This is a genomic window from Roseibium sp. M-1 (genome assembly GCF_054515675.1).
This window is the reverse complement of sequence record NZ_CM137257.1, coordinates 355691-382339: the sequence shown is the minus strand read 5'-3', so window position 1 is coordinate 382339 and position 26649 is coordinate 355691. Positions and strand designations below refer to the sequence as shown.

The 26649-nt window shown below is 59.1% G+C and carries 12 protein-coding genes, 1 tRNA gene and 1 pseudogene; 5 read left to right on the top strand and 9 right to left on the bottom strand.

Annotation, left to right across the window (positions count from 1 at the left end):
- Positions 1-72: 72 nt before the first annotated feature.
- The 3 genes from ACX3M4_RS01780 to ACX3M4_RS01770 form a co-directional block, all read right to left on the bottom strand.
- Positions 73-765 (bottom strand): glycosyltransferase, encoded by a 693-nt coding sequence (locus tag ACX3M4_RS01780; RefSeq protein ID WP_459356891.1) that lies wholly within the window; start codon positions 763-765, stop codon positions 73-75.
- Positions 766-906: 141 nt separating this feature from the next.
- The gene (locus tag ACX3M4_RS01775) at positions 907-1821 is read right to left on the bottom strand and encodes a class I SAM-dependent methyltransferase (protein ID WP_459356890.1); all 915 of its coding nucleotides are present in this window, start codon (positions 1819-1821) and stop codon (positions 907-909) included.
- Positions 1822-1942: 121 nt separating this feature from the next.
- A complete protein-coding gene (locus ACX3M4_RS01770) occupies positions 1943-2635 on the bottom strand; it encodes a hypothetical protein (RefSeq protein ID WP_459356889.1) in 693 nt (230 codons plus the stop codon).
- 313 nt (positions 2636-2948) lie between these two features.
- On the opposite strand from ACX3M4_RS01770, the gene ACX3M4_RS01765 reads away from it, so the two are divergent.
- On the top strand, positions 2949-3764 hold the full coding sequence (locus tag ACX3M4_RS01765) for a TrmH family RNA methyltransferase (RefSeq protein ID WP_459356888.1): 816 nt from the start codon (positions 2949-2951) through the stop codon (positions 3762-3764).
- Between the two features lie 25 nt (positions 3765-3789).
- Here the strand turns inward: ACX3M4_RS01765 and ACX3M4_RS01760 are convergent, their stop codons facing one another.
- Both ACX3M4_RS01760 and ACX3M4_RS01755 read right to left on the bottom strand, forming a co-directional pair.
- Positions 3790-4968, bottom strand: a complete 1179-nt coding sequence (locus tag ACX3M4_RS01760) for an MFS transporter (protein ID WP_459356887.1) — start codon at positions 4966-4968, stop codon at positions 3790-3792.
- A gap of 117 nt (positions 4969-5085) precedes the next feature.
- Positions 5086-6198: a YHYH protein gene (locus ACX3M4_RS01755; RefSeq protein WP_459356886.1), complete on the bottom strand. Its 1113-nt coding sequence runs from the start codon at positions 6196-6198 to the stop codon at positions 5086-5088.
- Positions 6199-6460: 262 nt separating this feature from the next.
- On the opposite strand from ACX3M4_RS01755, the gene ACX3M4_RS01750 reads away from it, so the two are divergent.
- Positions 6461-6536: transfer RNA gene (locus ACX3M4_RS01750), tRNA-Thr, on the top strand.
- Positions 6537-6591: 55 nt separating this feature from the next.
- Here the strand turns inward: ACX3M4_RS01750 and ACX3M4_RS01745 are convergent.
- The 3 genes from ACX3M4_RS01745 to ACX3M4_RS01735 form a co-directional block, all read right to left on the bottom strand.
- Positions 6592-7770, bottom strand: a complete 1179-nt coding sequence (locus ACX3M4_RS01745) for an IS481 family transposase (RefSeq protein ID WP_459356001.1) — start codon at positions 7768-7770, stop codon at positions 6592-6594.
- Between the two features lie 206 nt (positions 7771-7976).
- Positions 7977-8312: a hypothetical protein gene (locus ACX3M4_RS01740; protein ID WP_459356885.1), complete on the bottom strand. Its 336-nt coding sequence runs from the start codon at positions 8310-8312 to the stop codon at positions 7977-7979.
- Between the two features lie 160 nt (positions 8313-8472).
- Complete coding sequence (locus tag ACX3M4_RS01735) at positions 8473-21903, bottom strand: VCBS domain-containing protein (RefSeq protein ID WP_459356884.1); 13431 nt, start codon at positions 21901-21903, stop codon at positions 8473-8475.
- 396 nt (positions 21904-22299) lie between these two features.
- On the opposite strand from ACX3M4_RS01735, the gene ACX3M4_RS01730 reads away from it, so the two are divergent.
- Together ACX3M4_RS01730 and ACX3M4_RS01725 are read left to right on the top strand one after the other, a co-directional pair.
- Positions 22300-23631, top strand: coding sequence for an MFS transporter (locus ACX3M4_RS01730; protein WP_459356883.1), 1332 nt, complete (start codon positions 22300-22302; stop codon positions 23629-23631).
- On the top strand, positions 23615-25354 hold the full coding sequence (locus ACX3M4_RS01725; RefSeq protein WP_459356882.1) for a hybrid sensor histidine kinase/response regulator: 1740 nt from the start codon (positions 23615-23617) through the stop codon (positions 25352-25354). Before ACX3M4_RS01730 ends, ACX3M4_RS01725 begins: the two co-directional genes overlap by 17 nt.
- Before the next feature lie 22 nt (positions 25355-25376).
- Here ACX3M4_RS01725 and ACX3M4_RS01720 read toward each other — a convergent pair whose 3' ends face one another.
- Positions 25377-26018, bottom strand: a complete 642-nt coding sequence (locus ACX3M4_RS01720; RefSeq protein WP_459356881.1) for a response regulator — start codon at positions 26016-26018, stop codon at positions 25377-25379.
- A 326-nt stretch (positions 26019-26344) separates the two neighbouring features.
- On the opposite strand from ACX3M4_RS01720, the pseudogene ACX3M4_RS01715 reads away from it, so the two are divergent.
- A pseudogene (locus tag ACX3M4_RS01715) lies at positions 26345-26521 on the top strand (IS3 family transposase); the annotation flags it as partial.
- Between the last annotated feature and the right edge of the window lie 128 nt (positions 26522-26649).

Below are 26649 nucleotides of genomic sequence, written 5' to 3'. Positions count from 1 at the left end.
GCCAGCACCAGGTGATGGGGTGCCGCTTCCAATGGCGGTCACCCCACCGGCATTTCGATCAGGAGAGCGGTCTCAGTCGAACGGCCCCTCGATGACGTTTTGCATCGAATAGTTCGCGAGCAGTTTTTCCCGGTGCCATTCTGCAGCCATCGGCGTGTTGGCGTATTCGTGAAAACAGGGCGTGCCCAAGGTGTAGTGGAGCAGTTTGGCGTCGGGATTTGGGCCAAGTTCATCCGGCAACCAGTTCCACTCGATAGGCAGCTCTCCGATCAGGTCATCGGCAAGCCAGGTGAAACGATGAAGCTGCGCACCGGTTGCGCCCATTACGAAGTCGGGGGTCACGACTTCGTTCGCGGGGTGACCACAGTTCCAAAGAACCACACTCGACCAGTTCTTGCGTGGATAGTCCTCGTTTTTCGAACCGAGATACTTGGTCGTTTGCTTGGTCTTGTAGTTGTGATGCACGCACATCACCGCCTTCGACTCGTCCCGCAAAGCAAATAGTTTGGCAATATCGTCCCTGGCGATCATGTCACCATCGAGAAACAATGCCCACCCCTTGTAGTTCATAAGGCTCGGAACAAGAAACCTTGTGTAGATGAAATGATTTGAACCATCAGTATGGGTTTCATTATAGGTCTTAAGATTTTGAAGGCAGAGAGGCGAAATCGCAAGAATTTCGCTCGAGTGGCGCGCCAGACTGTTTGAACAGACGTGATACGCTACCGCTTCCCTGGGATCGAATCCGATAAAAATATTGAGCATTATTGCCAACTCCACGATACTGAATTTGGCCGGAAACTATTGGCAGATACGGGAAAAATCAACACCCGTCGAAGCGAGGAGACGGGACGTATTTCGCCTGCCTCTTCAGCCCAGCACGCTTGAAGCACTTGGCTTCGGAAATCACTTGCTTCTGGATTTCGGTACCCAGCTTTTCAGGTCGCGCCAGATGCTTTTCAGGGACGGTTTCAGCTCCGACTCGACCAAGTTCCTTGTTTTCAGCGCTCCTCTTGCATAACTGGCCGCCGCCAGGTCCTGGTCGGGGTCAGCGCCGACCCTGAACAAAAAAGAGTCATTTCCGTTATGCTTGATGAGAGAACATCCAAGCTGAGCCATCAGCCCGATCAAGGCATCATGCGTAAAGTAGTATTTGTGCGCGATGTGAAAATGCTGGAGCCACTGTCTTGCACGCTGCCGGTCGATGATGGGCGTTGCCACCAGAAGCAGACCGTTTCCCTGGCAGCAGTCGCGAATGATTTCAGCCATTTGTGCGGCCGGATCAATCATGTGCTCGATGACATGCGATACAACGACCAAGTCATATCTCTGCCCTTTTTCGTAGGGTAAGATGCCGCGAGTGAAGGCGAACTGGCTATATTCGCTTTCCACTTCATGAAGAGAAACCGCTTTTCCGAGTTCGGTCAATTCCGCGGTCTTTCCTCCGGCGCCGCCGCCAAAATCAAGAACACTGGAGAATTCGCCGATTTGTTCGAGCAGGAAAGGTGCCAGGGATTTGCTTCTTTGCTCGTTGAACAACTGTTCTGGCGTCCGGCTACCGCGTTTCACCTTACCGTATACGTTTCGGTAGTAGTAATCCGCAGTCTCTTCTGTGAAATACGGATTGGCACGTAAGGTTCCACATTCACAGCAAGCGACAATGGGCAAAAAGTTCTTATGTCTGGAAGCTGTGGAAACAACATACGAACTCGAGCCACCACAGACACATTTAGTAAATCGAAAATCAAAATCCTCAATTTTGGGAAATTCGTCGAAATCTTCTCTGTATTTGTATACATCTTTATTAATATCAAAAAGCATTTACACATTCCGGGCGCCAGTAATTGTTCCTTGTTGATTAATGATCGACCTCGTCCCTGTCAACCTCGACGTCGGCCGGTCCGCTTGATCAGAAAACCAGCAGTGAGATGGGCTTCAGCGCTCAAGCATCTTTTCCAAATATCCGGCCTTTTGTCTCGCGCTGCGAGTGCAGAATTCTGTTGTAAAGATAATGCTTTGTCCTCATTTCCACCAGACGGGCGCAATACTCCGCCTTACCGGCGACGCTTCGTTTCACAGCAGCTCCGTCCGCCAGGTGCTTGACAAGCCGCCCCTGTGCGGCGAGATCACCGATCCATCGTTTTTCCGCGTCCCAATCATGGGTATGTTGCTTGCCTTCATGACTGAACCCAAAGAGATGAATCTGCGCACCTGGCATGGTATCCAGAAATTCAGCAATGATGGAAGCGCCGGTGGTGGGGGCGCTGGTATGAAACGGGTCATACTTCTCCAGGTGTTTCCTTGCTTTAGAGCTTGGACCAAAACCTAGGTAGCGCGGCTGGCATTCCGTTTCGAAATGCCAGTCAACCCGGCCATTCTCTTCAATATCATTGACCCAGACCTCCCTGGCCCTTTGAAGAGCGATCGGGTTTATTCTTTTGCTCATGTACACACGAGCGCGATTGAGCAGCAGAACATCAACCCGCTGACCGGCTGCACCGCACGCTGGCGCGCTATTGAAGCGCAACACAAAATCGGCCTGGTCGATTAAAGGGGCTTCCTTGTCTGAAATCGGCCCGTTTCCGACGATTGAAATCGTCTCGACGTCTTTGAGTGTCACAATGTTTCGTTTCATTCGTCTTCCCGAAGTCGCTCATTTTTGGCGCTCGCAGGTGCTTTCCTTAGGCGGCACGGACAACGGTAATCAAGAAGAAAACATCAACAGCCGAACCGTTGAGCCTCCCCTTTTGGATTCCGTCCCCGGCATTTGTGGCTCATTGCCGCAAGTTTTGCGCAATCGGCGCAACTCCCGCGGCTCCATCTTCACTTCATAAATTGCACGGGAGAATGAAAAGACTGAAGAGCATTAACCCCGCTAATCCAGATTTGCCCGGCGCCTACAGCGTTTGCACCTTTCCCTTGCCGGCATTTGCCGCTAGAGCTGCGCCATGAGCGACACTAAGAAACCTTCGCGTCCGGGCGGCAAGCCGGGCTTTCATGGCAACAGGAAATTCGGCGGCAAACCGGCACCGCGCCGGCCCGGCCTGCCTCCGGAAGGACCGGTGTTGCTCTATGGTCTGCACACGGTGGAAGCCGCCTTTGCCAACGCCGACCGCAAGCGGCTGAAGCTCTATGCGACAGAAAACGCGCAACGGCGCCTCGAAGAACGCGGCGTGAAGATCGACGTACCGGTCGAGAACATGATGCCACGAGCGCTTGACCGCATGGTAACAAAGGATGCGGTTCACCAGGGCATGATCCTGGAAGCCGATCCCCTGCCCGCCTATGGCGCAGAGCATCTGAAGGGTGCGCGGCTGGTCCTGGCGCTGGACCAGGTCACCGATCCGCATAATGTCGGCGCCATCCTGCGCTCCGCCGTTGCGCTCGACGCCGATGCCGTCGTCACCACGGAGCGCCATGCTCCGGAAGAAGGCTCGGTGCTGGCCAAATCCGCCTCCGGCGCGCTCGACATGATCAAGCATGTCAGGGTGAAGAACATGGCGCGTTTCATAACCGAGATGAAGGACGAGGGCTTCTCCTGCATCGCGCTCGACAGTGACGGCCCGGCGAGCCTGGAAGAGACCCCCTTCATGGACAAGACGGTGCTTGTTCTGGGCTCTGAAGGCAAAGGGGTGCGTCAGGGTGTGCGCGAGGCCTGCGGCCTGACCGCCCGGCTCGACATGCCGGGCGAGATCCGCTCCCTCAACGTCTCCAACGCCGCCGTGCTGTCGCTTTATGTGGCGCGGATGAAGATGGGGCTGTAACGCCCCCCCCCAGATTTAGGGACCGTCAGACAGTATCGCTGCAGGCATCGCTTTCACCCGTGTGCGTGCCGTCGAGGTTTCCCGCGATCGTCAGGCAAGGTGCGAGCACCAGGCTGATGCCGATCATCGGCACCAGCACCATCAGCGCCGTGCGGATGCCATATGCATCGGCGATCGGCCCGATGGTGAGCGGCCCCACCAGAAAGCCGAGCAGAGCAACAAAGGACAGGATGGCAACGTTGGAGGCAGCGCTCGTGCCGGGCGCGCGCGACGCCGCAATGACGCCAAGCGGAAAGGCCAGCGCCCCGCCAATGCCCAGTACCGCGAGACCGAATAGGGCAACAGGCAGGCTGGGCGCCACCCAGATGAGGCCCAGACCGGCAAGCCCGACGACGGCGAGCACCTGTCCGAGCCGGCCTGGCGTTGCCACCTGCCTTAGCCGGTCGCCGAAAAACCGTGTCGTTGCCAGGCTGAAGGCAAAGAGCGAGACGCCGAGACCTGCAAGGCCCGGCCCGGCATCGAAGACGTCGCGCAGGAAAACCGCCGCCCAATCCTCGACCGCCCCTTCCACGAGCGTTGTACCGAAGGTGAAGAAACAGACGCCGAGAAGAACCGGGTGCGGCAGATTGAGGCCGCGTTTTGCCGCTTTTGGTACGGTTGCCTGAGGTTGAGGCAGCCGACGGATAACCGGCAGCACCAGAGCTTCCACGACGATGGCGATCGTCAGCCCCGCCACAAACGGCGACAAGCCAAGACCTGCAACGGCAGAGCCTATCAGTGTTCCCGACAAGAGGCCGAAACTCCAGCAGCCATGTGCCCGGCTCATGATGTGGTGTCCGGTCGCCTTCTCGTAATCATCGGCAACAATGTTCAACCCGAGCTCGAGCACCGACATCGAACTGCCGACCAGAACCAGCGCCGCCATCAAGAGCCATTGCGAGGTCGCCAGGAACGGCAGCAGCATGGCAACCAGAAACAGCGGATAGAAGACCAGCACGACCCGCCGCGCGCCGAGCCAGCCGGCAATGCGCCCGGCAACCAGCAGCGTCGTCAGGATGCCGATCGGCGCCCCGATCAACGCCAGCGCCAGCGCGCTGTTACTCAGCCCAAGTGCCGTCTGGACACCGGGAATATGCGGCAGCCAGGCGCCCAGAGCCACCGGCTGGAGAAAGAAGATCAGGTAGATGCGCCGTGCGTCGGTCATGGAATGCAATTAAATCCATTGATTTGACAAAACCTCTTGCAAACTTGTCCCGTCAGAATCGGGCAAGGTCAACGGATTTCGAACTTCATCCGCAATCGATGAGGAACTGTGCGGGCGTTACCGGTTGGTCGGCGGCGGCCCCTTCCGGCTTTGCGCCGGTCCCTCATAGGGCGTGAAGATCTTCAGGTCAGATACATCGAACCCTGCCGGACAACCGGAAGCGATGTAATCGTAATAGATTGCCCGGCCGCCAAATGCCCTGCTCTTGTCAGCCTCGAAAAAGAGGCCGTAGCAAGAGGCATTGCAGTAAAAGAGGCTGCCTGCCTCCTGGCCCACGCGCCGGGCGCGGCCGCTGGTTTCCAGCACCTGCTCTCCGGATAGCTGACCGCTCATGACGTGACAGGTGTCCTGCCCGAATCCCTGCCGGCTCGAAGCTTCGATGGCGAAGCGGATCGGGATGCCGGTGATTTCCTTGCCAGTTCGATCAAGCCTGTGCTCCCAATGGTCGCGGGCAAAGTGCTGCGGTCGGCCGGAAAGACAGTTGAGCACGTCCCAGCTCGCGCTCGTTTTGACATTGTAGAAGTAATTGCCGCCGTCATCCGTCATGCCGCGGCACTTGTCGAGCCTGTCCTCCACCGCGTTGGATCTATCGAACCAGCCGAGCGCAAGAATCGGAAAGCCGTCCATGGCATAGCCGACCGGCTTCTTGTCCACCTCCACCCAGTCCTTTCCAAGGTCCTCGATCAGGCATTTGGGGGCGATATGATAATGATAGTCGTCTCCTCGCCCCGCGTGGCCGCCGCATACATCGAGTTCTCCCGCCTCATAGGCGCTCGGCCGCTTGCCTGTCGACCTGTTCACAGGCCCTTGCGTCGACGGATCGAAGATCGGCACCCCATTGACGGCAACCCCCACAGGTCCGGCATCGGTGGCAACTGGTGCCCGGGCTTTCCGGGGCTCCTGCAGGATCTCGAACTCGTAATTGTGCCGGACCGGAAACTGCTGGTTGGTCGCCTCGATCCCGGTCATCAGCGGGTCTTGCGGGTCTGGCAGCCCGTGCGAGGAAAACCGGGCCTTGCCACCGGAACAGGAAACGTTGCCGACCTCCGTGGTGTAGCAGGCGGCATCGCATCTGCAGGAGGTGATGTCATGCGCACTTGCCGATGACGCACCTGCACCCTGCACCAGGGCCAGCACCGTCACCAGTGCCGCAAGCCCGAATATCCGCATCGCATGTCCTCCCTCGTTCCAACCGGATTACCACGGCTCTCGCCAAAGCGGGACCCCAGGCCTCCTCCTTCGCTTCGCCAGACCGGAAGAACGCAGAACGAAGGTCTCATTCAACAACGGACAAAGGAAACGCTCTTATCCACAACGGCTAAGGCGTTTCAGCAGGCTTTAGAGGGACTTACGGAATTTTTCGGACTCAGTTTGCAAAAAATCCGGCCGGGGCATGGACAAGCGCGTCCAATCTGGTAGAAGCCATTCCGGCGCCGGTATAGCTCAGCTGGTAGAGCACGTGATTTGTAATCTCGGGGTCGCGGGTTCGAATCCTGCTGCCGGCACCATTTTTCTCATGTCCGATCCGGAGACATAGGTAACAGTTTGTACCGGAGACATGGGTTACAACCTCGTGCCGAACGGGTTGTCGATTGTCTGTAGTGTTCTCTGCTCCAGGTCGATGTATCCCAGATCATAGCTCATGAAGCTGATCAGCCAAATACCATCCTCCACTTCCTTGATCCCGAGCTTCTGACCGGCCAGCACGGTCGATACGTTGATCTTCTTGCGATGCATGCAGATCCGCCCGCAGGCGGTGACCAGGGCGTCCCTGTCATGGAAGGGATAGTCCAGATCCGGCAGGCCCTGATATTGCCTTGATGAGGCTGTGTAGACTTCCGCAGGGGTCTTCATGGCGAGCGCTTCATGGGGCCGTTCGTCATTGAACTCCCTCACGAAAGCGTCGAACTTGGCCTGCTGTTGAAGGCTGTTCATGCCCGGCGGCCGGGTGGCTTCCTTCTTCAAGGTCAGGTGCATGCGCTCGTGACGGCCGTTCTGCTGGGGATGGCCGGGCTTGATACGTTCGATGCCGATCCCCAGACGGAGCCACCACACCGAGAGCTTGGATAGATTGTAAAGCCCGTTTGGTGATGCAAAGGGCAAGCCATTGTCCGTGCGGATCGCAGCGGGTAAGCCGCGCTCTTTGAACAGGGCAAGAAAGGCGTCCAGGACCGGCTTTTCCTTCGTTGAGTCAAAGGCCTCGCAGCTCAGCAGATAGCGGGATGCGTGGTCGGTGACCGTCAAAGGGTAACAGTAGAGCCGGTTGCCCAGCTTGAACTCGCCCTTGAAATCGGCGGCCCAAAGATCGTTTGGGGCAAGACCAGCCGAAAGAGGCGTGCCTGCGGCCTTGTTGGCGCGACGCCTCTTGCGGGCTCTGCTGACAAGGCCGTGCCGGTCCAGAACCGCATGAACCGTGCTCTGCGCGGGAATACGCACATCGCCGGACAGCTTCCTGACCAACACCTCCCGGATCTTGCGCGCCCCCCAGTGCGGCTTCTCCTTGCGTGTCGAGACAATCAGCCGTTCAACCTGCTCCGGAAGCTGGTTGGCGTAGCGCACCGGGCGACGCGACCGGTCGCACAAGGCTTCCATCCCGTCCCGCTGATAACGGTTCCAGATCTTGTAGCCCGTCTTGCGGGATATACCGAAATCGCGACAAACCCCACTCATGCCTTCTCCATCAAGAAGACGGGCGATGAAACGAAGACGTTCCTCCACTTTGGACACCTCTTGCCACGGCATCAACACCTCCCGAAAAACGGAAAGTGTTACCTATGTGTCCGGAACGTTTTGTCACCTATGTCTCAGGTCGGGCATCAAAAATCAGATTGTGGATGGAAACCCATCAAATTTGCTGGCTGTATGGCTAAGGCGCAATTTTGCTTGTGACCCGCTGTAGCGCGCAATTTCATTTGGCAAATCGCGCAACTTCATTTGGCACCCAGATTTCATTTTTCTGACGTTTCGAGGGCGACACCTTCTATGCAGAGCCGAATGGTCTCCAAATCATGCTGAGTTGGCTCCGGTTGGATGAGATCAAGAAGTTCGATACCCAAGTACGATAGCCGATAACCTGTTGCAAACTTCGGCACCGAGGGGACGCGATCAGCCATTTTTAAGTAGCTGGATTGGTTGAAAGACAATTTGCAAGCATGAGAGCCGACAGAAATTTGAAAGCTCCCCTCCCCACCGTGCCAAAAATTAATATCAACCATTCGGCCCAGACAGTAGAATCCCAATAGATGGGTTCGCTCAAGATGTTCGAGACCAACCACGGCTTTCAATCGCTTTTCACCCTCTACATCACGTGACCCGCTTTATCTCCTTTTTGACGCACGTCTTTTTGGGAAAAACCGGAATCCGCTTTTTCGCGGCGTGCTCTAGCCGCACCCTGCCCTCTTTCGGGGACAGGGCCGGCCAGGGTGGACGATTGCGACTCTCTTCCTAGACAAACACTCCGTCGCTGTTGAGTGTCACGGTCAGTGTCGTGTGATCGGTTGCGTCGCCAAGATCGGCAATGTCTACGCCGAATTCGAACGACAGTGTGTCGCCGTCGGCAAGCCCCGCCAGCACGCCGTTCAGCGTCGTTTCCGGCATGTCGAAATGCCAGTCCACGGTGTCGGCAGCCTGGTCGACCGGGTCCAGCTTAAGGAAGTCGAACGCATCGGCGCCGTTGAGAAGCCCCGCGTCGCCGACTACCGTAACGCCCGTGACCGTCGCCGTGTGAAGGTCGCCATCGTCCGGATCGGCAAAGGCGATCTGGCCGCTGTCCGCATCCGGATGGGCTTCTGCCATTACGCCGTCGAGATGGACGAAGCCACTACCGTCGGTGAAGGAAATACCGGTCATCTCCACCACGAAGCTGTAGAGGCCGTCCGGAGTGTCGATGTCCGTGCCGAGCCACCTGACGTCGACGCCGCTTCCGGAGTCGAGGAATGAGAAGGTGTCTGCATAGGTGGTCGCAGACGTGGCGCCGGAATAGCCTTCATAGGTGAATTCGGATGTATCGCGAATGGTTTCGACACCGTCTGAATAGCTCGTGGCACTCACGCCCCAATCTGCACTGTTGGGATTGAGATGTACCACCACGCCGTTTGCAGGCGTGTCCTCGGCGTGCAGCACGGAACCGTAGCTGCCGCCTCGCGCGATCGCTTGCGTCCGGCTTCCGTCCGCCGCATCGAAGTCAACCACGAACCAGTAGCCGCTGTTCGGAACCGTCAGATCCGCGCCGGACGGGTCGATGATGGTCTCGGCGAAGCTGTCCCGGACCACCGGTACTTCGATCACAGGCGCATCGTTCTCGCCATGGGCCGTGAAGGTAAGTGTTGCGGTTGTTTCAAGGCCGGCAGCATCCGTCACCGTGTAGATAAAGGTCTCCGTCTCGGTCTCACCGTCCGCCAACGGACGGTAATGATCTAGGTTCGGCTGGATGGTGATTTCCGTGCCGTTGACGGTGGCCGTCGAGCCGTTTGAGCCGACCGCATCGACCCTAACGGTCAGCGTGTCGCCGCCCGGAAGGTCCGGATCGCCGATCAGGTCGGCGACATCGACCACGACACCTTCCGCCAAAGTCCCGTTGCCGATCGGGTGGGTAGCAGAAACCAGGACATCATTGGTGTTGCCGAGATAGGTTCCGGAGGCGTCATAGTTGCTGGTCGTGTTCTTCCAGGTGATCGCAAAACCGCCGTCGGTCAGAGCCGTCACCCTGGGAAACTGGTCCTGCGACCTGTCAGTCCCGGAAACATCCTGCTCCACGGTGCCCAGCTCGATAAGGTCTCCGGCCGCGAGACCATCCTCGTCGAAACGTTGCGCGAGAACGGAGTAGCGGCTGCCGAGGAAGGTGCTGCCGTCATAATCCCTCTGTTCGCTGTACCAGGTGACGACGAAGCCGCCGCCGAGAAGGTCCGTGATTTCAGGATTATAGTCATAGTATCCGTCGAAATCCGGATTGGAGCCGTTCTGGTAGGGAACGGTCTGGCTGACTTTCTGCACTGGTGCCAGCGCAACGCCATCCGCGTCGAACCTTTGCAGCATGATGTCGCGAGAAAAGCTCGTCGCGATGGTGCCGGTGTAGCTGTAGTAGTTGGTCTGCCACGTGACGATGAAGCCGCCATCTTCCGTCGCCATGATCTTCGGAGCCTGATCATTGGCCCTATCGTAGTCGTCGCTACCATAGGACTGATCGATCACGCCAAGCGTGAGTTCGCCGGTAACCGGCTGTCCGGACGCATCGAAGACCCTCACATAGACATCGTTTTGTGTGGAGACCAGCGTGGAGCCGGAATAGGTGCCGTGCTGACCGTACCAGGTCACGGCATACCCACCGTCCTTGAGCGCAGCAATTTCCGGTGCCGTGTCGACAAAGGCGTCATAAGTCGTAGAGCCGGATACGTAAGAGACCGTCTGGCTGACTTGGCTGCTCCCCCCTTGCGCGACCCCGTTGGCGTCGAAAACCTGCAGATAGACGTCGTTGGTGCGACCGGTTAGCGTGGCGCCGGAATAGGTATTGTAGTCGCCGCGCCAGACAACTGCGAAACTGCCGTCATCGGAAGCCGCAATCTTGTTGTCGTAATCGTAGTGGCGATCGATGTTGTCACCGGAATAGGAGCGGTTATCGCTGCCGAGTGTGACTTCAGCTCCACGCTCTGTCCCATCCGCATCGAAGGCCCGCACGAAGACGCCACTTTCCCGCGAATTGGAGACAAGGGTCCCGCCGCTTGTGCCGTAATGCTCGCCGCGCCAGGACACGGCGATGCCGCCGTCAGCAAGGGCCGTGACTTCGGGATTGTAGTCCTGGAAGGCGTCATAGGCCGTGGTGCTGCCACTTGTGACCGAGACGGTCTGACTGAGCTGGATCGGGCTCGCGCTCAGCTCCGTGCCGTTGGCGCCGAACACCTTGACGAAGACATCGCGCTCGTAACGGATCGTCGTCGTGCCCGAATAGTTGCGGTAATCGCCATACCAGATCAGCGCGAAGCCACCGTCCGGCAGATCCGTCAGCCGCGGCTGATAGTCGTAGGAGCGATCATTGTCGTCATTTGCATAGGATTGATCCACTTCGCCGAACGTCTGTTTCGCACCGATCGGATTGTCATCCGCATCGTACATCTGCAGCGCCACCTGCCGAGTCTCCGTAATACGGGTAGCACCGTTATAATCCGCATCGACCTCTTCCCAGGCAACTGCATAGGCCCCGTCGCCGAAGCCGATCACGACCGGGTTGTTGTCGGTATTCGCATCGTAGGTGTAGGAGCCGTTCGAATAGAGATCGGTTTCCGACACCTGCTGCGCCGCTCCAGCCTCGTCGCCGAAGACATAGCCGTTGGCAATTTCCGCGGCGAGCGCCGTCGGTGCATCGTTCTGGCCCGTCAGCGTGATGGTCACGGTAGCGGTGGAGGATGTGCCGGAACTGTCCGTTACGCGATAGGTGAAGGTATCAGTCGCCGTTTCCCCGGCAGCCAGGCTTTCGAAGGCACCGTTCGGATCATAACTGAAGGTGCCGTCGCCATTGTCGGTCACGCTGCCGAGCGTATCGGTGGTGTTGACCGAGAAGGTATGCGTGTCGGTCAGATCGGCGTCCGAGAAGTCGGCGGCGATCAGGATGGCGGGGCCATCCTCCAGGATTGCGCCCGCCACGTCCTCGGCAAGCGGCGCATCGTTAGCCCCCGTGACGGTCAGCGTGATCGTCGCGGTAACCTGTGCACCGGCTAGGTCGGTGACCGTGTAGGTAAAGGTCTCGTCTTCGGTTTCCCCGGCCCCCAGTGGTGCATAGTGATCCACATTCGGAAGAATGGTGATCACCGTGCCGGTCAGGGTGGCCGTCGACCCGTTCGAGCCGGTGGCAACGGTGACGGTCAGGACATCGCCGTCGACCAGATCCGGGTCATCGATCAGCGCAGCAACATCGACCTCGATCGGGTCGCCGAGTTCCGCGCCGCCACCGCTGGCATGGGTCGCCGAAACAAACACATCCTGGGTGTTGTCGGTATGGGTGCCGGAAGCGTTGTAATAATCGGTCGAGTTGCGCCAGGTGATGGCAAAGCCACCGTCACTCAGGGCAGTGATCTGCGGAATTTGGTCGTAGGAACGGTCGTAGCCGCTCGGATCTTGCACAACCGTGCCCAGCTTGATCAGATCGCCGGTGGCAACTCCGTCAGCGTCGAACCGCTGTGCCCGGACCGAATACTCACTGCTGACAAAATTGTTCGACGCGTCGTAGGTGCGTTCTTCGCTTTGCCAGGCGACGACATAGCCGCCGTCGAGCAGGTCGGTGACGACAGGCGCAAGATCGACAAACCCGTCGTAGACAGTGCTGTCGCTCTGATAGGGAACTGTCTCGCTGATCTTCTGAACCGTTCCGAGTTCCACGCCGTTGGCATCGAACCGCTGCACGTAGATGTCGCGATTGAGTGATGTCCGGGTTGTTCCCGAATATTCATTGTAATCACTGCGCCAGGTGACGACGAAGCCGCCATCCTCGGTGCCGACGATCTTCGGATCCCGGTCGTAAGCACGATCATGGTCGTCGTTGCCGTCGGACTGATCGACTTCGCCAAGCGAAATCTCTGCCGTCACCGGCTGGCCGCCGGCGTCGAAGACCCGGACATAGATGTTGTACTCGGACGACACGAAGGTCGATCCGGAATAGGTCGCATGATTTCCAGTCCAGGCGACCGCATAGCCGCCGTCCTTGAGCGCGGCAACTTCAGGGGAGAAATCGTTGTAGGCGTCGACCGATCTGACCCCGGACATGTAGCTGACGGTCTGGCTGACCTTCTGGGCTGCCCCCTGCGGCGTTCCGTCGGCATTGAACACCTGAAGATAGACATCGTCGGTATACTCGATGCTCGTTGTGCCTGAATAGGTGTTGTAGTTCCCGCGCCAGACGACAGCAAAGCTGCCGTCGTCGGATGCTGCGATCTGGGGATCGTTGTCGGTGTGCCGGTCGATGTCATCTCCCGAATAGGACCGATCGTCGCTGCCGAGCGGGATTTCCCCGCTACGAGCCGTTCCGTCCGGATCGAAGACCTTAAGGTAAACGTTGACCTGGCGGGACCCGCTGTCCAGAGAGCCGTTGTTGTCGCCGTAGTGGTTCCCCGACCAGGTGACGGCAATCCCGCCGTCGGCAAGTCCGGCAATTTCGGGATTGGTGTCCTGGAATGCGTCATAGGCAGTGGTACTGCCATTGGCCACCGAGACCGTCTGGCTGACCTGGATGGGGGTGCCGCTCTGGACAACGCCATCGCTGTCAAAAACCTGGATGAAGACATCGCGCTCGAAACGGGTCTGGGCCGTGCCGGTGTAGCTTCGGTAGTCGCCGTACCAGGTCAGCGCGAAACCACCGTCCGGCAGGTCAGTCAGCTTTGGCTGATAATCGTAGGCACGGTCGACATCGTCGTTGGAATAGGATTGATCGATTTCGCCAAAGGTCTGTTTCAAGCCGATCGGATTGTCGTCAGCATCATAGACCTGGACCGCGATCTGAAGGGCCGAGGAAATCCTTGTCGAGCCTTGGTATTCCTGGTCGTTTTCCTGCCAGGCCACCGCGTAACGTCCGCCGCTGAGACCGATCACGACCGGTGTGTTGTCCGAATTGGCGTCGTTGGTGCTGGTTCCGTTTTGATAGGGATCCGTTTCCGAAACCTGGATCGGCGTTCCGATCTCCTCGCCGAATTCATATCCGGCGGCACCGGGCGCAACACTCACGTCCTGCGCGGTCGGAGCCTGGTTGTCCGTCACGCCGTCAATCACCAGCGTTGCAGTGTTCGGCGTTGCATCCGTGCCATCCGAAACGTCGTAGGAAACCGTCACCGTGCGGCTGTCCCCCGTGTCGAGGGCGTCGCCGAACTGGTCGGGATCGATCGTGATGGTCCCGTCGCCATTGTCGGCGAAGGTGACCGGATTGCCGAGGTCGTCCGTGACCACGATGTTTTCTACACTCAGCGCGTCGCCGTCGATATCACTCGCACCGGCGAGGAGGTCGATGATCTGCGCAGTGTCGTCCTCAGTCACGGTTCCCGCATCGATCGCCGCGACATCGGGTGCATCGTTGACGGCGGCGATGGTGACGACCTTTGTGACGGTGGTGGTAGCCGTATCGCCGTTGCTCCCCTCGCTCGCCGTGGCGGCGACGCTCAGGTCGAAGCTGCCGTTGTACTGAGCCGGTGCCGTCATGGTGAGCGTCGAAAGATCGACACTTTCCGCCCCTGAAATCACCCAACCGGGACCATCGGCGGTTCCAAGGTTGAAGGTGGCGCCCTGCGGGAAACCGGACAGGACAATCTCCAGCGTTTCCGAGCCATCGGCATCGACGAGGCTGACGGCAAGGTCGATAGCGACAGCCGCATCCCCTTCCGCGCCATCGATTGCCTGCGGCAACGTGAATATCCGCCCACCGACGTCGAAGGCCTGCTGCGAATCTTCCCAGACCGCAACGAGTCGGCCATCGGAAAGGACGATAACCTGCTGACCGCCGGCAAACCGGGAAAACTGCTGGCTGCCGCTCGGAGCATCGGAAATGCGGAACTCCGACCCGACGGGAACTCCCGAAGCATCGAAGCGCTGGCCGTAGATCGAATAATTGCCACTGGCCTGCTGGCCGTAGGATTCCCAAGAGACGAGGTAGCCGCCGTCGGCAAGTGCAGTCACATTGGCGTCGCCCTGCCGGTTCTGAACGAAGGTGTTGACATGGACTTCCTCCGTGCCGACCGGTTGGCCGGAAGCATCATATTGCCGCACCATGACACCGGTGCTGTTGTCGACTGCACTGTCCTCGTAGGCGATGGCGAACCCGCCACCTGCAAGGGCTGCGACCGCCGGATAGGCCTGGCTGCCGGTCTCGATCGTGTTGACCTGGAATTCCTCCGCCAAGGTTCCATCGTTGGAATACACCTTCGCGAAGACGGCGTTGCCGTTGCTATCCGGGCTGTTATAGGCAATCACATAGCCACCGCCAGTCAGGGCGGTGATCGCGCTGAAGTTCTGACTGCCGTCGGTTTCGTCGGCGTTTACCAGGAATTCCGCATCCGCCGTTCCTGCCGGATCTGCGGGGAACCGCCGGGCAACGACACCATCCCCAGATCCGTCTTGCAGCGCCGAGGTGAAGGCAATGACGAAACTGCCGTCGGACAAGACCGCGATATCTGGGTCCGACTGGGCGGCAGCGTTTGTCTGGTTGACCTGCGTCTGCGTCCCGACTTTCGCGCCGGCCGCGTCATAGCGCTGGAAATGGACCTGATAGTGGTTCGGTGAATCGTAGGAGGACCAGGCAATCACCCAGCCGCCATCCGGCAGACTGGCACCGACGGCGTCCCCCTGGTTGCTGGCAGTTGCGGTCACGGGGGTGAAAGCCGATCCGACGGCATCGCCATCGGCATCGAAACGCTGCGCAAAGACGTCGCCGCCATTGGAGACGGACCGGTAGGTCATCATGAACCCGCCATCGTCCAGCGCGAACGCCTTGGTCTCGGACGGATTGCTTCCCGTGAGCGTGAACGAGAGTTCCGGCCCGGCCGGCACGACCGAGATATCCTGGTCCGCCGCAGTGGTTAGCGAAACAAGCGGTGCGTCAGCGACAGCCGCAACATCCAGTGATACCGAGGCCTCGTTGGAACCTTCCAGGCCGTCGCTGGCAACATAGGTGAAGCTGTCTGCGCCGCCGTAATGGGCGTCTGGCGTATAGTTCACGCTGCCGCCCGACCCGATGGTGATCGTGCCATGGTCCGTTGCAATCGTCGCACCAACAGTCGCTGCCTGACCGTTGATGGAGACCACCGACAGGGTCTGAGTGACCACCGGCACGTTGTTGGCGTCCGTGTCGTTGCCAAGGAGATCGAGTGCACCAGGACTGTCTTCTCCGAGAACAAACGCATCGTCATTGGCTTGAGGCGCGACGTTGTCGCCGGAACCGGCAACTTCAAGCGTCAGGGTTGCCGTGTCCTCGCCGCCATGGCCGTCGGAAATCGTGTAGGTGAAGGTCTCGATGCCCGTGTCCCCGTCTTCCAGGGCGTCCGTATCCGGGTCGAGATTGTTGAGGGTGTAATCCCAGGTTCCGTCGGCATTGATCGCAAGAGAACCATATCGACCGAGAACGACCTGCGTGGTGCCCGGGGTGACCATCACGCTGGACCCGGGTTCCCCGGTTCCGGCATCGACTGCGACAACACTCAAGATATCGCTGCTATCGACGTCGCTGTCATTGGCGATGACGTCGCCCGAAGCCGTCGCATCCCCGGCAATGCCGAAGCCCTCTTCCACCAGCGGGTCCGCAGTGTTTGAATCCGCCGCTGCAACAGGCCCGTCGTTCGTCCCGGTGACGGTTACCGTCAGGGACTGAGGGACAGCAGCCCCCTGGTCGTCGACCACGTCATAGCTCAGAACGATATCGCGGGTTTCTCCGTCTGCCAGATCCTGGAAGCTGGCGTCCGTCAGATCGACCAAAACGGTCGAGCCAGAGAGCGAGAAACCGGCAGGCAGCGTCAGGTTCTCCACATGCAGAACCGCATTGGCATCCGCATCGTAGGCGCCGAAAAGAAGATCGACGGCAAGCGGCGTGACCGCGTCCTCTTCGCCGGAAAGCACAAGCGGGAAGCCGATCTCGGGCGCATTGTTGGTACCGGTGATGTTGACGATTACCGTCGTGGTATCGGTCGCGCCGGCGCTGTCCTCGACCTCGACCTCATAGCTCAGGGTCAGCGTCTGACCGGCGCCGAGATAGTTGAACGGATCGGCCGCGGCATCGCTGTCGAATGCAAAGCCGAACGCACCTGCCGTTGCTCCGGCTGCAATGACCACGCCGCCATTGCCGGCTGCCAGGGACGCAAAAGACAGAAGCGCCTCGTTTGAAAGAATGCCGGTGCCATCGCCGCTTTCTGTAACGGAAATGATCCGGCCGCTGACCGTGTCGGCGACATCGACATCCGTGACGTCGTCCGCAGCGCCCAGATCGATCGCCTGACCGCCATTGGCTTCTGCTTCGGTCAGGGAGACTTCAACCTCGGTGCTTGCGATCTCCGGAGTATCGTTGATCCCGGAGATGGTGAAGGTCAGCGTCTCGGTATCCGTACCGCCATTGCCGTCGTCGACCATGACGTCATAGGCAATCACCAGATCTTCATTCACGCCGAGATAGGCGAAATCAACATCCGTCAGCGCGAAGTCCCAATCGACGGAGCCGACCGTGTCCGTCGCCGAACTGTTGACGGTCAGGTCTAGCAGGTCCTTTGCCTGCGCTTCGGTCAGGCCGTTTGCATTGCCGGTAAAGCGCACGGCGGAAACAGACGCGGTGTGGACGTCGGTGATGTCGACATCGTTGAATGTGATCGTGCCCGGGCGCGAGATCTCCATCTCGTAGTCGAGCCCGACGAAATAGTTGGTTTCGTTTGTACCATCGCTCGCGAGGAACAGTTTCAGGCCGAGGGACGGATCAAGCGCATTGGTCTGATCGATCGGGTTTCCGGATCCGTCGGTCAGTCCCGAGCCGTCGAATGTGCCGATGACCGTCCCGCTGCTGTTCAGGACGGTGATTGTGTCGCTCTGGCCGTCGAGGACGATTTGCAGTGTAAAGATGTTGAGCTGGGGCCCGCTCAGGTCCAGCGGAGTGGTCGCGATGCCGCCATCCTGAATGGAGTCGTCAGGCAGTGAGCCGGTTTTGAGGTCACCGGCATAAAGCCGTCCGGCCCTGCCATTGACACTGAAATACGACACCTGTCCGGTGCCGTCCGTCAGGCCGAAGAAAATATCCTGATCGCTTCCGGTCCGGGTCACCTCACCGTTCACGGTGATGACCACCTTGTCCGTCGCTTCCAGGGCGCCTGCCTCGACGATTTCCAGGCTGGTATGCGGCGCACGCCTGGAATCATCGTTGATGTTCACTTTCAGCGCCTCGACACCGTTGACCGTCTCAACCGAGGCCGTGCCGCTGGCGGGGTCGAAAGCGGCGAGGAAATCGTGCGCGCCGAAGCTCCCCGAGGTCTTGTAACCAGCGGTGACGCTCTCGCTCAGGTCGGACGCCACAACGTCGATAACCGGTGCGTCGTTGGCCCCCGTCACTGTGACTGTAACGTCCTCAGTCGCGGTCGCGCCGAACTCGTCCGTCACCGTCGCCGTGAAGGTCTCGGTGACCACTTCGCCTTCGGCCAGCGCATCGGTGCCACCAAACGCGTTGTCCAGCGTATAGGTCCAGGCGCCCGTCAGCGGGTCGATGACGAAGGAGCCGTAAGTGCCGGCCGCATCACCGGACCAGGTTGCCGTCGCGCCGGTATCGACATCGGAAGACGTCAGAACGCCCGTGGCGACCGGCACGCCGGGCACACCCGTGCCATCGTCCAGAGTGCCTGCCTCGATGACAGCACCCTCGTTGCCGCCAATCGCGGTCGTGATGGCCGGACTGTCGTTGGTTCCGGTCACAGTCACAATGACCACTTGCGTCGCCGTCGCGCCGAAGTCGTCGGTCACCGTCGCCGTGAAGGTCTCGGTGACCACTTCGCCTTCGGCCAGCGCATCGGTGCCACCGCCCGCATTGTCGAGCGTATAGGTCCAGGCTCCTGTCAGCGGGTCGATGACGAAGGACCCGTAAGTGCCGATTGCACTACCGGACCAGGTCGCGGTCGCGCCGGTGTCGACATCTGACGCGGTCAGAATGCCTGTAGCAACCGGAACGCCGGGCACACCTGTCCCGTCGTCCAGATTGCCGGCCTCGGTGACAGCGCCCTCGTTGCCGCCAATCACAGTCGTGATCACCGGGCTGTCGTTGGTTCCGGTCACAGTGACGGTGACAACCTGCGTTGCCGTCGCACCGAAGTCGTCGGTCACGGTCGCCGTAAAGGTCTCGGTGACCACTTCGCCTTCGGCCAGCGCATCAGTGCCACCATTCGCATTGTCGAGCGTATAGGTCCAGGCGCCCGTCAGCGGGTCGATGACGAAGGAGCCATAAGTCCCGGCCGCATCACCGGACCAGGTCGCGGTCGCACCGGTATCGACGTCGGATGCGGTCAAAACACCGGTGAGGACTGGTGTACCAGGCACACTTGTCCCATCGTCCAGATTGCCTGCCTCGATGACGGCACCCTCGTTGCCGCCGGAGACCGTCGTGATCACCGGGCTGTCGTTGGTTCCGGTCACGGTGACGGTGACAACCTGCGTTGCCGTCGCACCGAAATCGTCTGTCACGGTCGCCGTAAAGGTCTCGGTGACCACTTCGCCTTCGGCCAGCGCATCGGTGCCACCGCCCGCATTGTCGAGCGTATAGGTCCAGGCTCCTGTCAGCGGGTCGATGACGAAGGACCCGTAAGTGCCGGTTGCATTACCGGACCAGGTCGCGGTCGCGCCGGTGTCGACATCTGACGCGGTCAAAACACCGGTGACGACTGGTGTACCAGGCACACTTGTCCCATCGTCCAGATTGCCTGCCTCGATGACGGCACCCTCGTTGCCGCCGGAGACCGTCGTGATGACGGGCGCGTCATTGGTGCCGGTGAGCGTTACCGTGACGGTTTCGGAAGCCGTGCCGCCCTGACCATCGTCGACCGTGAGCGTATAGACCTGCGTGATGACCTCACCTTCGGCGAGATCGTCGATCGCGCTGTCCTCCACCGCGAAGGACCAGGTGATTTCGCCTGCGCCATCTCCCGTCGCGGCATCCGATACGAGCGCGGAAAGCGTGCCGCGGGCCGGGACAGTGCCGAGCAAGCTGTTGGTGGCGGAGACCGGCGTTACGGAGACGGTGTGGGTGTCGATCAGGTCGACATCCGTGAAGGCAATAGAACCTGTGTCAGAGAGCGGCGTGACGTTTTCCCCCACGGCACCGTCGACGATTTCCGTGACCGAACCGCTGACATCAGCGATCCCGATCATTGGGCCCTCATTCGTGCCGACCAGGGTGATGGTCACGGTTGCCGTGTCCGTGTTGCCGCTGGCGTCCTGAACCGTGTAACTGAAGGTGTCGGTTGTCTCTTCACCTTCCGCCAGATAGGCGAACTGACCGTTGGCGTTGTAGCTGAAGCTGCCGTCGGACTTGATCGTCACGATGGCGCCACTGTCCAACGTGATCGTCGCGATACCGTCGCCCGTCCGCTGCGTGAATGTTCCGGCCAGCGACACGTCGTCGACTTCGAAGATCTCGCCATGGGACGAAGCGTCGGCGATCAGGCGCACCTGTGCCGTCTCCGCATCGCCTGCCAATGCCGCCAGATCGTAGGAGAGAGCGACAAAGCCATCCGAAACGGGGACTTCCTGTCCGCTTTCCCGGCCGACAAAGACCTGCTGACCGCCCCGCCACTCAACATCGAACACATCGATGGTCTGATAGGACCCATCGTCAAAACGCACCTGAACCTCGACGAAATCCCGCGCCCAGCCATAGGATTCAAAGCGCTGGCATCCAAGAAGATCTGCATTCAGGGAAAACGAAAACGTCTCGTTGTCGAGGCCGGAGATATCGACTTCGGCGAATTCCAGTTCCCCGCCGGACCGATTGGTGGTTCGGGCAACGCCATCGACGCCATGCAGGTCGCTGTCTTCAACCGTATCGTGTTTTTCAAGGTTTCGCTTGGCGTCGTCAAAGTTCTCTTCAAGGACCGTCACGGCCTCTTCGACCGTGTCGAACAGGTCGATTCCTTCGACAGAGACGATTTCCAGCGCCTCGCCGTTGCCGTCCGTATCGTTTGCCAGCAACCCGCTTTCGTAACCGGTCTCGACCGTCCTTTCCCCTTCGATCAGCACGTCATCAAAGGTCACGATCTCACCGAATTGAGAGAAGTCGGTGACGAAGCGAAGTTGCACCGTTTCCGCTCCATCCGGCAGCGCATAGGAAAGTGTGGCCCCATCAGAACTGAAGGTCTGGCCCGTCAGACTGCCGACAAAGGTCTGTTGCCGTCCCGCCAGCCCCTCTTCGGATTCGGGCACCGAAAACAGGTCAAGCAGGATGAACTCGCCGCCGTCGACGCTGATCTCAACGCGGATATAGTCTCCGCCGCGGCTGCCGGCCGCTTCGAAGTTCGACCAGCAAGCCGGATCGGAATCGATAACGAAGGACAGTGTTCCCGCTTCAAGGCCGGTCATGTCGACCGGTTGAAACAGCAGCACACCATCTGCGCAAGCGTTGGAGAACGCCTTGCCGTCAACGGCGACCAGATCGCTGGAGGCAACCGTATCAAGGCGCTTCAGGTGCCGGGTGCCGGAAAAATCCTCGTCCAGAACGGTGACGTTTTCCGTCTCCGTTCCCATGACTGCATCGACGGTCAGGATTTCACTCTCGCCGAGATCGAGCGTGTAGGCATCGTTTGCCGCCCGAGGTGCCGTATCCACCAGGCTGACATTGTCTATCAGCGCGCCGACGGTGTCCTTGTCCTCATACTGGGCAGATGAAAAAGAGAGCGCATAAGTACCTGCGTCGAGATCCAGATCGGTCTCGAAGCGCTGCCAGGCGACCTCCAGGTTACCTTCCTTGTCGGAAAATTCCCGGAAGAAAACGACGTTTCCGTCTTCGTCGGTGATGGTGACGGAAAAATCGCTGGTCTTGGTGCTGCAGTTGGCGGCGTAGCTGAAGCCAAGTGCGAAGCTGCTTGCTTCCTCAAGGGTGAAACTTTGTGAAACCGTGCTGTCAGCCTCGCGGCCGTCCGCCCGCCAGCATCGCGACTGGTAGTCGTAGCTGTCGAGTTCCAGCACCGAACCTGAGGCCAGGATGCCTGTCTCGTCCACCGGTGTGCCACGCCCTGCACTTGCGGCGTGCTGAATCTCGATCAGGCCTTCGGTAGCCTCCCAGCCTTCGATTGCTTCCGCGGTGAACCATGTACCGTTGTCGACTGCACCGGTCGCCTCATCGGCCGTTGTTGCTTCGAAATCGCCGTTGCTGAGAATGTTGTTGCTGTCGGACATGCTGCGCTCCCTTGAAACCGGGATAGCGATCTCCGACAGGAAGTTTCACAAGACAAAGGCCCCCGCTCCGGCGCGAAGAACACCAGACCACAACCATTCGTATTGCAAAGGTAATCTGGCCCGACCGCCTCAATCGAACCAATTCCCCCCGTCGGAAAAATCACCCCCAGTGGATAAATATAATTTTTCCTTAAATTTATTCGTATTCTCAAAAGTATTACGCGACAACCACCCGTTCGGGTGGCTTGAGCCACCCATTTGCGCCTAAATCTATTTCTCTGAATTATTGGTAAATTCAATCATGAATAGATAATACTTCTAAAAATTCCTGTATTACGTGTCTTTCGTCGGCCGGTTTTTCAGACTATTCAATTCAGGCACGGGTGGGGGTTCAGTTTGAAAAATCATGCACGGCAAACCGGCTCGCTGAGCTATTGGCAGCTATTCTGCTTCGGAGCGTTAACGACACCTGTCGCCATGAGCGGACTGGCATTGGTGATGTATATCCCAACCTTTTATGCGACCGGTCTCGGCCTTGGGTTCACCGCCGTCGGGCTGATTTTCTCGCTTGGCCGGGTGTTTGATGTTATCTCGGATCCCGTGATCGGCTACCTCAGCGACCAGACGCGCAGCCGGTTTGGACCGCGCAAACCCTGGATTATTCTGGGTGTTCCCTGCTTTGCCGCGGCTGTTTGGATGCTTCTGGCACCGCCGGCAACCGCCGGTCTGGTCTACTTGTCCCTCGCCTGTTTTCTGTATTTCCTGTTCCTCACGGTCCTCGACATTCCCTATTCCTCGATCGGACTGGAAATTTCTCCGGACGTGCACGAACGCTCGCTCCTTGCCGGCTCCAAGGCAATTTTCCAGGTTGCGGGCGCGATTGCCGCTGCTACGCTGCCGGTTGTCTTCCTGCTGTCGACACAAAAAGCGCTTGCCGCCATTGCTCTTGCCGTTGCGGTTCTGAGCGCGATCGGGCTCGGGCTGTTTCTTGCCGTCGTGCCGGACCGGCGGCGCACGGTGCTTGCAACACGGCGCGGCTTCCGCGAAACGCTCCGGCTGGTTCTGGGGCACGGGCCGTTCCGGGCACTCGTCTTCGCCTTCTTTATCGTTCAGTCGGCGAATTCGCTGACGGCGGGGCTTGCCGTTCTTTACATTACGCACGTGCTTGCGGCACCTGCCCTGGTAGCACCGCTGATCCTGCTGCTCTTCGTCTCCACGGCACTGTTCATTCCCCTCTGGGTCCTGTTGTCCAGACGGTTCGGCAAGAAGACGACCTGGATCGTTTCGATTGTCTTCTGTGCCGCAGCTCTCGGCAGTGCCTTCGTCCTCGGTCCGGGTTCGGTTCCCGGGGCGGTGGCTCTGTTCGTTCTGGTCGGCGCCGTATTCGGCTGCGATGCCATCATGCCGACCTCCATGCTGGCCGACATCGTCTACGAGGAAGAGACCTCCGGCAGTCCGCTTGCCGGGTTGTTTCTCGCCTTCAAGAACGCAGCTTCAAAGCTGACATTCATTGTTCCCATGGCCATCGCGTTTCCGGCACTCGACCTCGTCGACTTTCAGCGCGAGGGTGCAAATGGCAGCAGCCAGCTTCTTCTCCTGACGCTTTTCTTCGCCGGCATTCCGATTGCGCTGCGACTCGGGGCTGCGGTTCTCCTGCATCTTGCGACGATCCGCCAGCCGGCATCGCGTACCGTGGACGAGGCCGGAACACATGCTGAAGCGGTCTGATACTCCCGACCAGCTTTCGTTTCTGATTGCCCAGGCCCGGCAACTGAAGGCGGGCGTGCTTACATCCTGCCTGTTCGTCGAGATCATCATCGCAAACAGTGCCGTGATGCTCTTCTTTCAGGACCTGAAAACGGAAGCCGCCATCTGGTTCGGCAGCGCGAGCTTCATGGTCCTGGTGACCTTTGCCTACAATTCCCAAGCCGCCAAGTCCGGGATCAAATCGGCGAATGTACAGGCGTTTTTGAAAGGACACATCGCCGTCACCTGCGTCACGGGTCTGCTGTGGAGCGCCAACGCAATCTACCTGTTCGATCCCGCGTCAGACTTCAGGGTCTTCATCAGCACGCTGATCGTCTTCAGCATCACGCTCGGTGGCATGCTGCCCGGAGCGGTGTACAGACCTGCCTTCGTGGCGCTGGCAATTTGCTGCCTTCTGCCTTTCGGCACCTATGTGCTGGCGACTGCGGACTGGCCCTATCGCGCGATCGGCATCGGCTCCTTCGTCTATTTTGCCTTCGGCATGGTCACAAGCGCGCGCTCGGAAGAAAACAGCCGGGAAGCCTCGAGTGCGGAGACCACGAAGGCGCTGATGGCAGAGGTGGTCACTCAGAAGGATACGATCCAGAAGATCCACGAGGAAAAGACACGGTTTCTCGCTGCCACCAGCCACGACCTGTCGCAACCCCTTCACGCGCAAGGCTATTTCCTTCACCTGTTGCGGGACAAGTTGCAGGACCCGGAAGCCCTGAAGCTGCTGGAGCGCATCGAGAACAGCTGGCGTGGACAGGTGGAACTGTTGCGCGGGCTGGTCGAGATCAACCGGCTTGACAGCGGGTCGGTCGTGCCGGACCTGACCGTCTTCCGATGCAAGCCGGAACTGGAAGCACTGGCAGCCGAATTCGATGCTCTGACAACCGCGAAATCGATCTCCCTGACGACAGACATTCAGAACATCCAGGCGATCACCGATCCGGTTCTCCTGACCCGGATCGTCCGGAACCTTCTGTCAAATGCCATCAAATACACACCTGCCGGCGGCGCCGTTTCCCTGATGGTCCGCCACGACACCGGCATCGCGACGATTGAAGTCGCCGACAATGGGCCGGGTATCCCGAAGGTCAAGCAGGAGGCGATTTTCGAGGAATATGTCCAGTTGCAGAACCGCAGCCCAGACACGGCGTCCGGTTTCGGGCTCGGCCTGTCCATTGTCCGTCGTCTGGCGCAACTTTTGGATGTCGGCGTCTCGGTTCACTCGGAACCAGGCAAGGGAAGCGTCTTCAGATTGACCTTCAAGGCGTCGCCGGTGACGGACACGGTCTTGCAGAAACCGGCTGAGGTGCTGGAAAAATTTGCACACGCCCCTCTGGTCGTCCTGGTCGACGATCAAGCGGCGGTGCTGAGTGGCATGGGCGGGCTTTTGACCCTGTGGGGCTGCCAGGTGATATCCGCGACCAGTTCGAAGGAAGCCCTTCATCTTTTGGGCGAGACCAGCGCCAACCCCAGCCTGCTCATCGTCGACAAGAGACTCGGCGATGGCGAGAGCGGCCTTGCCCTGATCCAGGCATTGCGAGACGAGGTCAACGACGACACACCCGCACTGCTCATGAGCGGTGACCTTGGAGGAGAGGAGAATCTCGCCCTGCCTGCCGGGGTGACATTCCTGAAAAAGCCGATCGAGCCGGCGCGATTGCGGCGGATCCTGGAAAGAACGGTCCAGCGCTGAAACCTGCCCGTTGATCAGGAGATCAGATCATGCCGAAAACCCTGGCCTGACGCACGCAGGCCGCGCGCTTGTTGACGCCAAGTTCCGAGAACAGGATCTTGATATGGCTCTTTACGGTATTTTCGCTGATGAGAAGCTTGTCGGAAATTTCCTTGTTCGAGTCTCCGCCGGCAATCAGCCTCAGGATTTCCACCTGCCTTTCGCTCACTTTCGGATAGCGCAGCGCCTCGCCGTTCTCCCTGATCAGGCTGGTGCCGGATCTCTGGTCGATGATCTTGCCGTTGATATAGATCTTGCCGTCCAGCGCGGCATTGATCCCGTCGAACAGAGCTGATTGCCCCACCTTCTTGGAGACAAATCCCCGCGCCCCGGAGGACAGCACCGTCTCCTCCGGGAGTTCGTCTTCAACGCCTGACAGGAGAAGTACCGGCAGGTCCGCGCTCCGGTCCCGGATAGCGGAAGCAAAGGCAAGGCCGTTCATTTTCAGCATGAAGAGGTCTGTCACAACGAGAGAGAAGTCGTGCTTTGCATCAAGTGTTTCGAGAAATCTGAGCGGGTCTGTGGATGTCTCAATTTCGACGCCCGGCATTTGCGTAACAATCAAATTTGCCAGCCCGTCCAGAACCATCTGATGGTCATCGACAAGAGCTATCTTTTTATTCATGCAATGCGCCCCCACGCACGAAAACGAACGGAAAATACTATCGAACGGCTCGCAATTCGTCCGGACATCAATCCGGGGCATGCATTAAACACGAACCGGACGATAGGACAACCAAGACACTTGTCGACCGTATCTTTGACAAGAGCACCGGCTTGCCTTGCCTGCTTCTGATTGTGAAGCACCCGCAGAAGGCACTCTCCAAGTGCGTTGGTTTTCCAGATCTCAGTCAATGGCACCTGTTGCCGGGCACTCCCATCCGTCCTGCCACGCCCCCTCCTGCGCACCTTCTTCCGGATCCAGATCACGATTTCGGCCGTTGTGGCTAACGGCGTGTCCATGTGCTGTTGCACGGCGAGGGATTGATGATCGATCAGAAGAAAACACGCTGGATTTGCAAAAAGTTGGGCCTGTAGCTGCGCAACCAGCATCCCAAGCGGCGGATGAAAGCAAAGCTGCGCGAAGAACGCCTGGAAGCAATTGCTCCGAATGACGTCCGGGCAATGCGCTGCCCGGCAGTCGACTGCTTGCATTCGCCGAGAGCGGATTGTCCGCGAAAGACGGAGGATTGGGTCTCAGGTCAACCGGAATGAGATCAGCTCGGGCGGCTCATGCTGCACAGGGGCCCAAAACC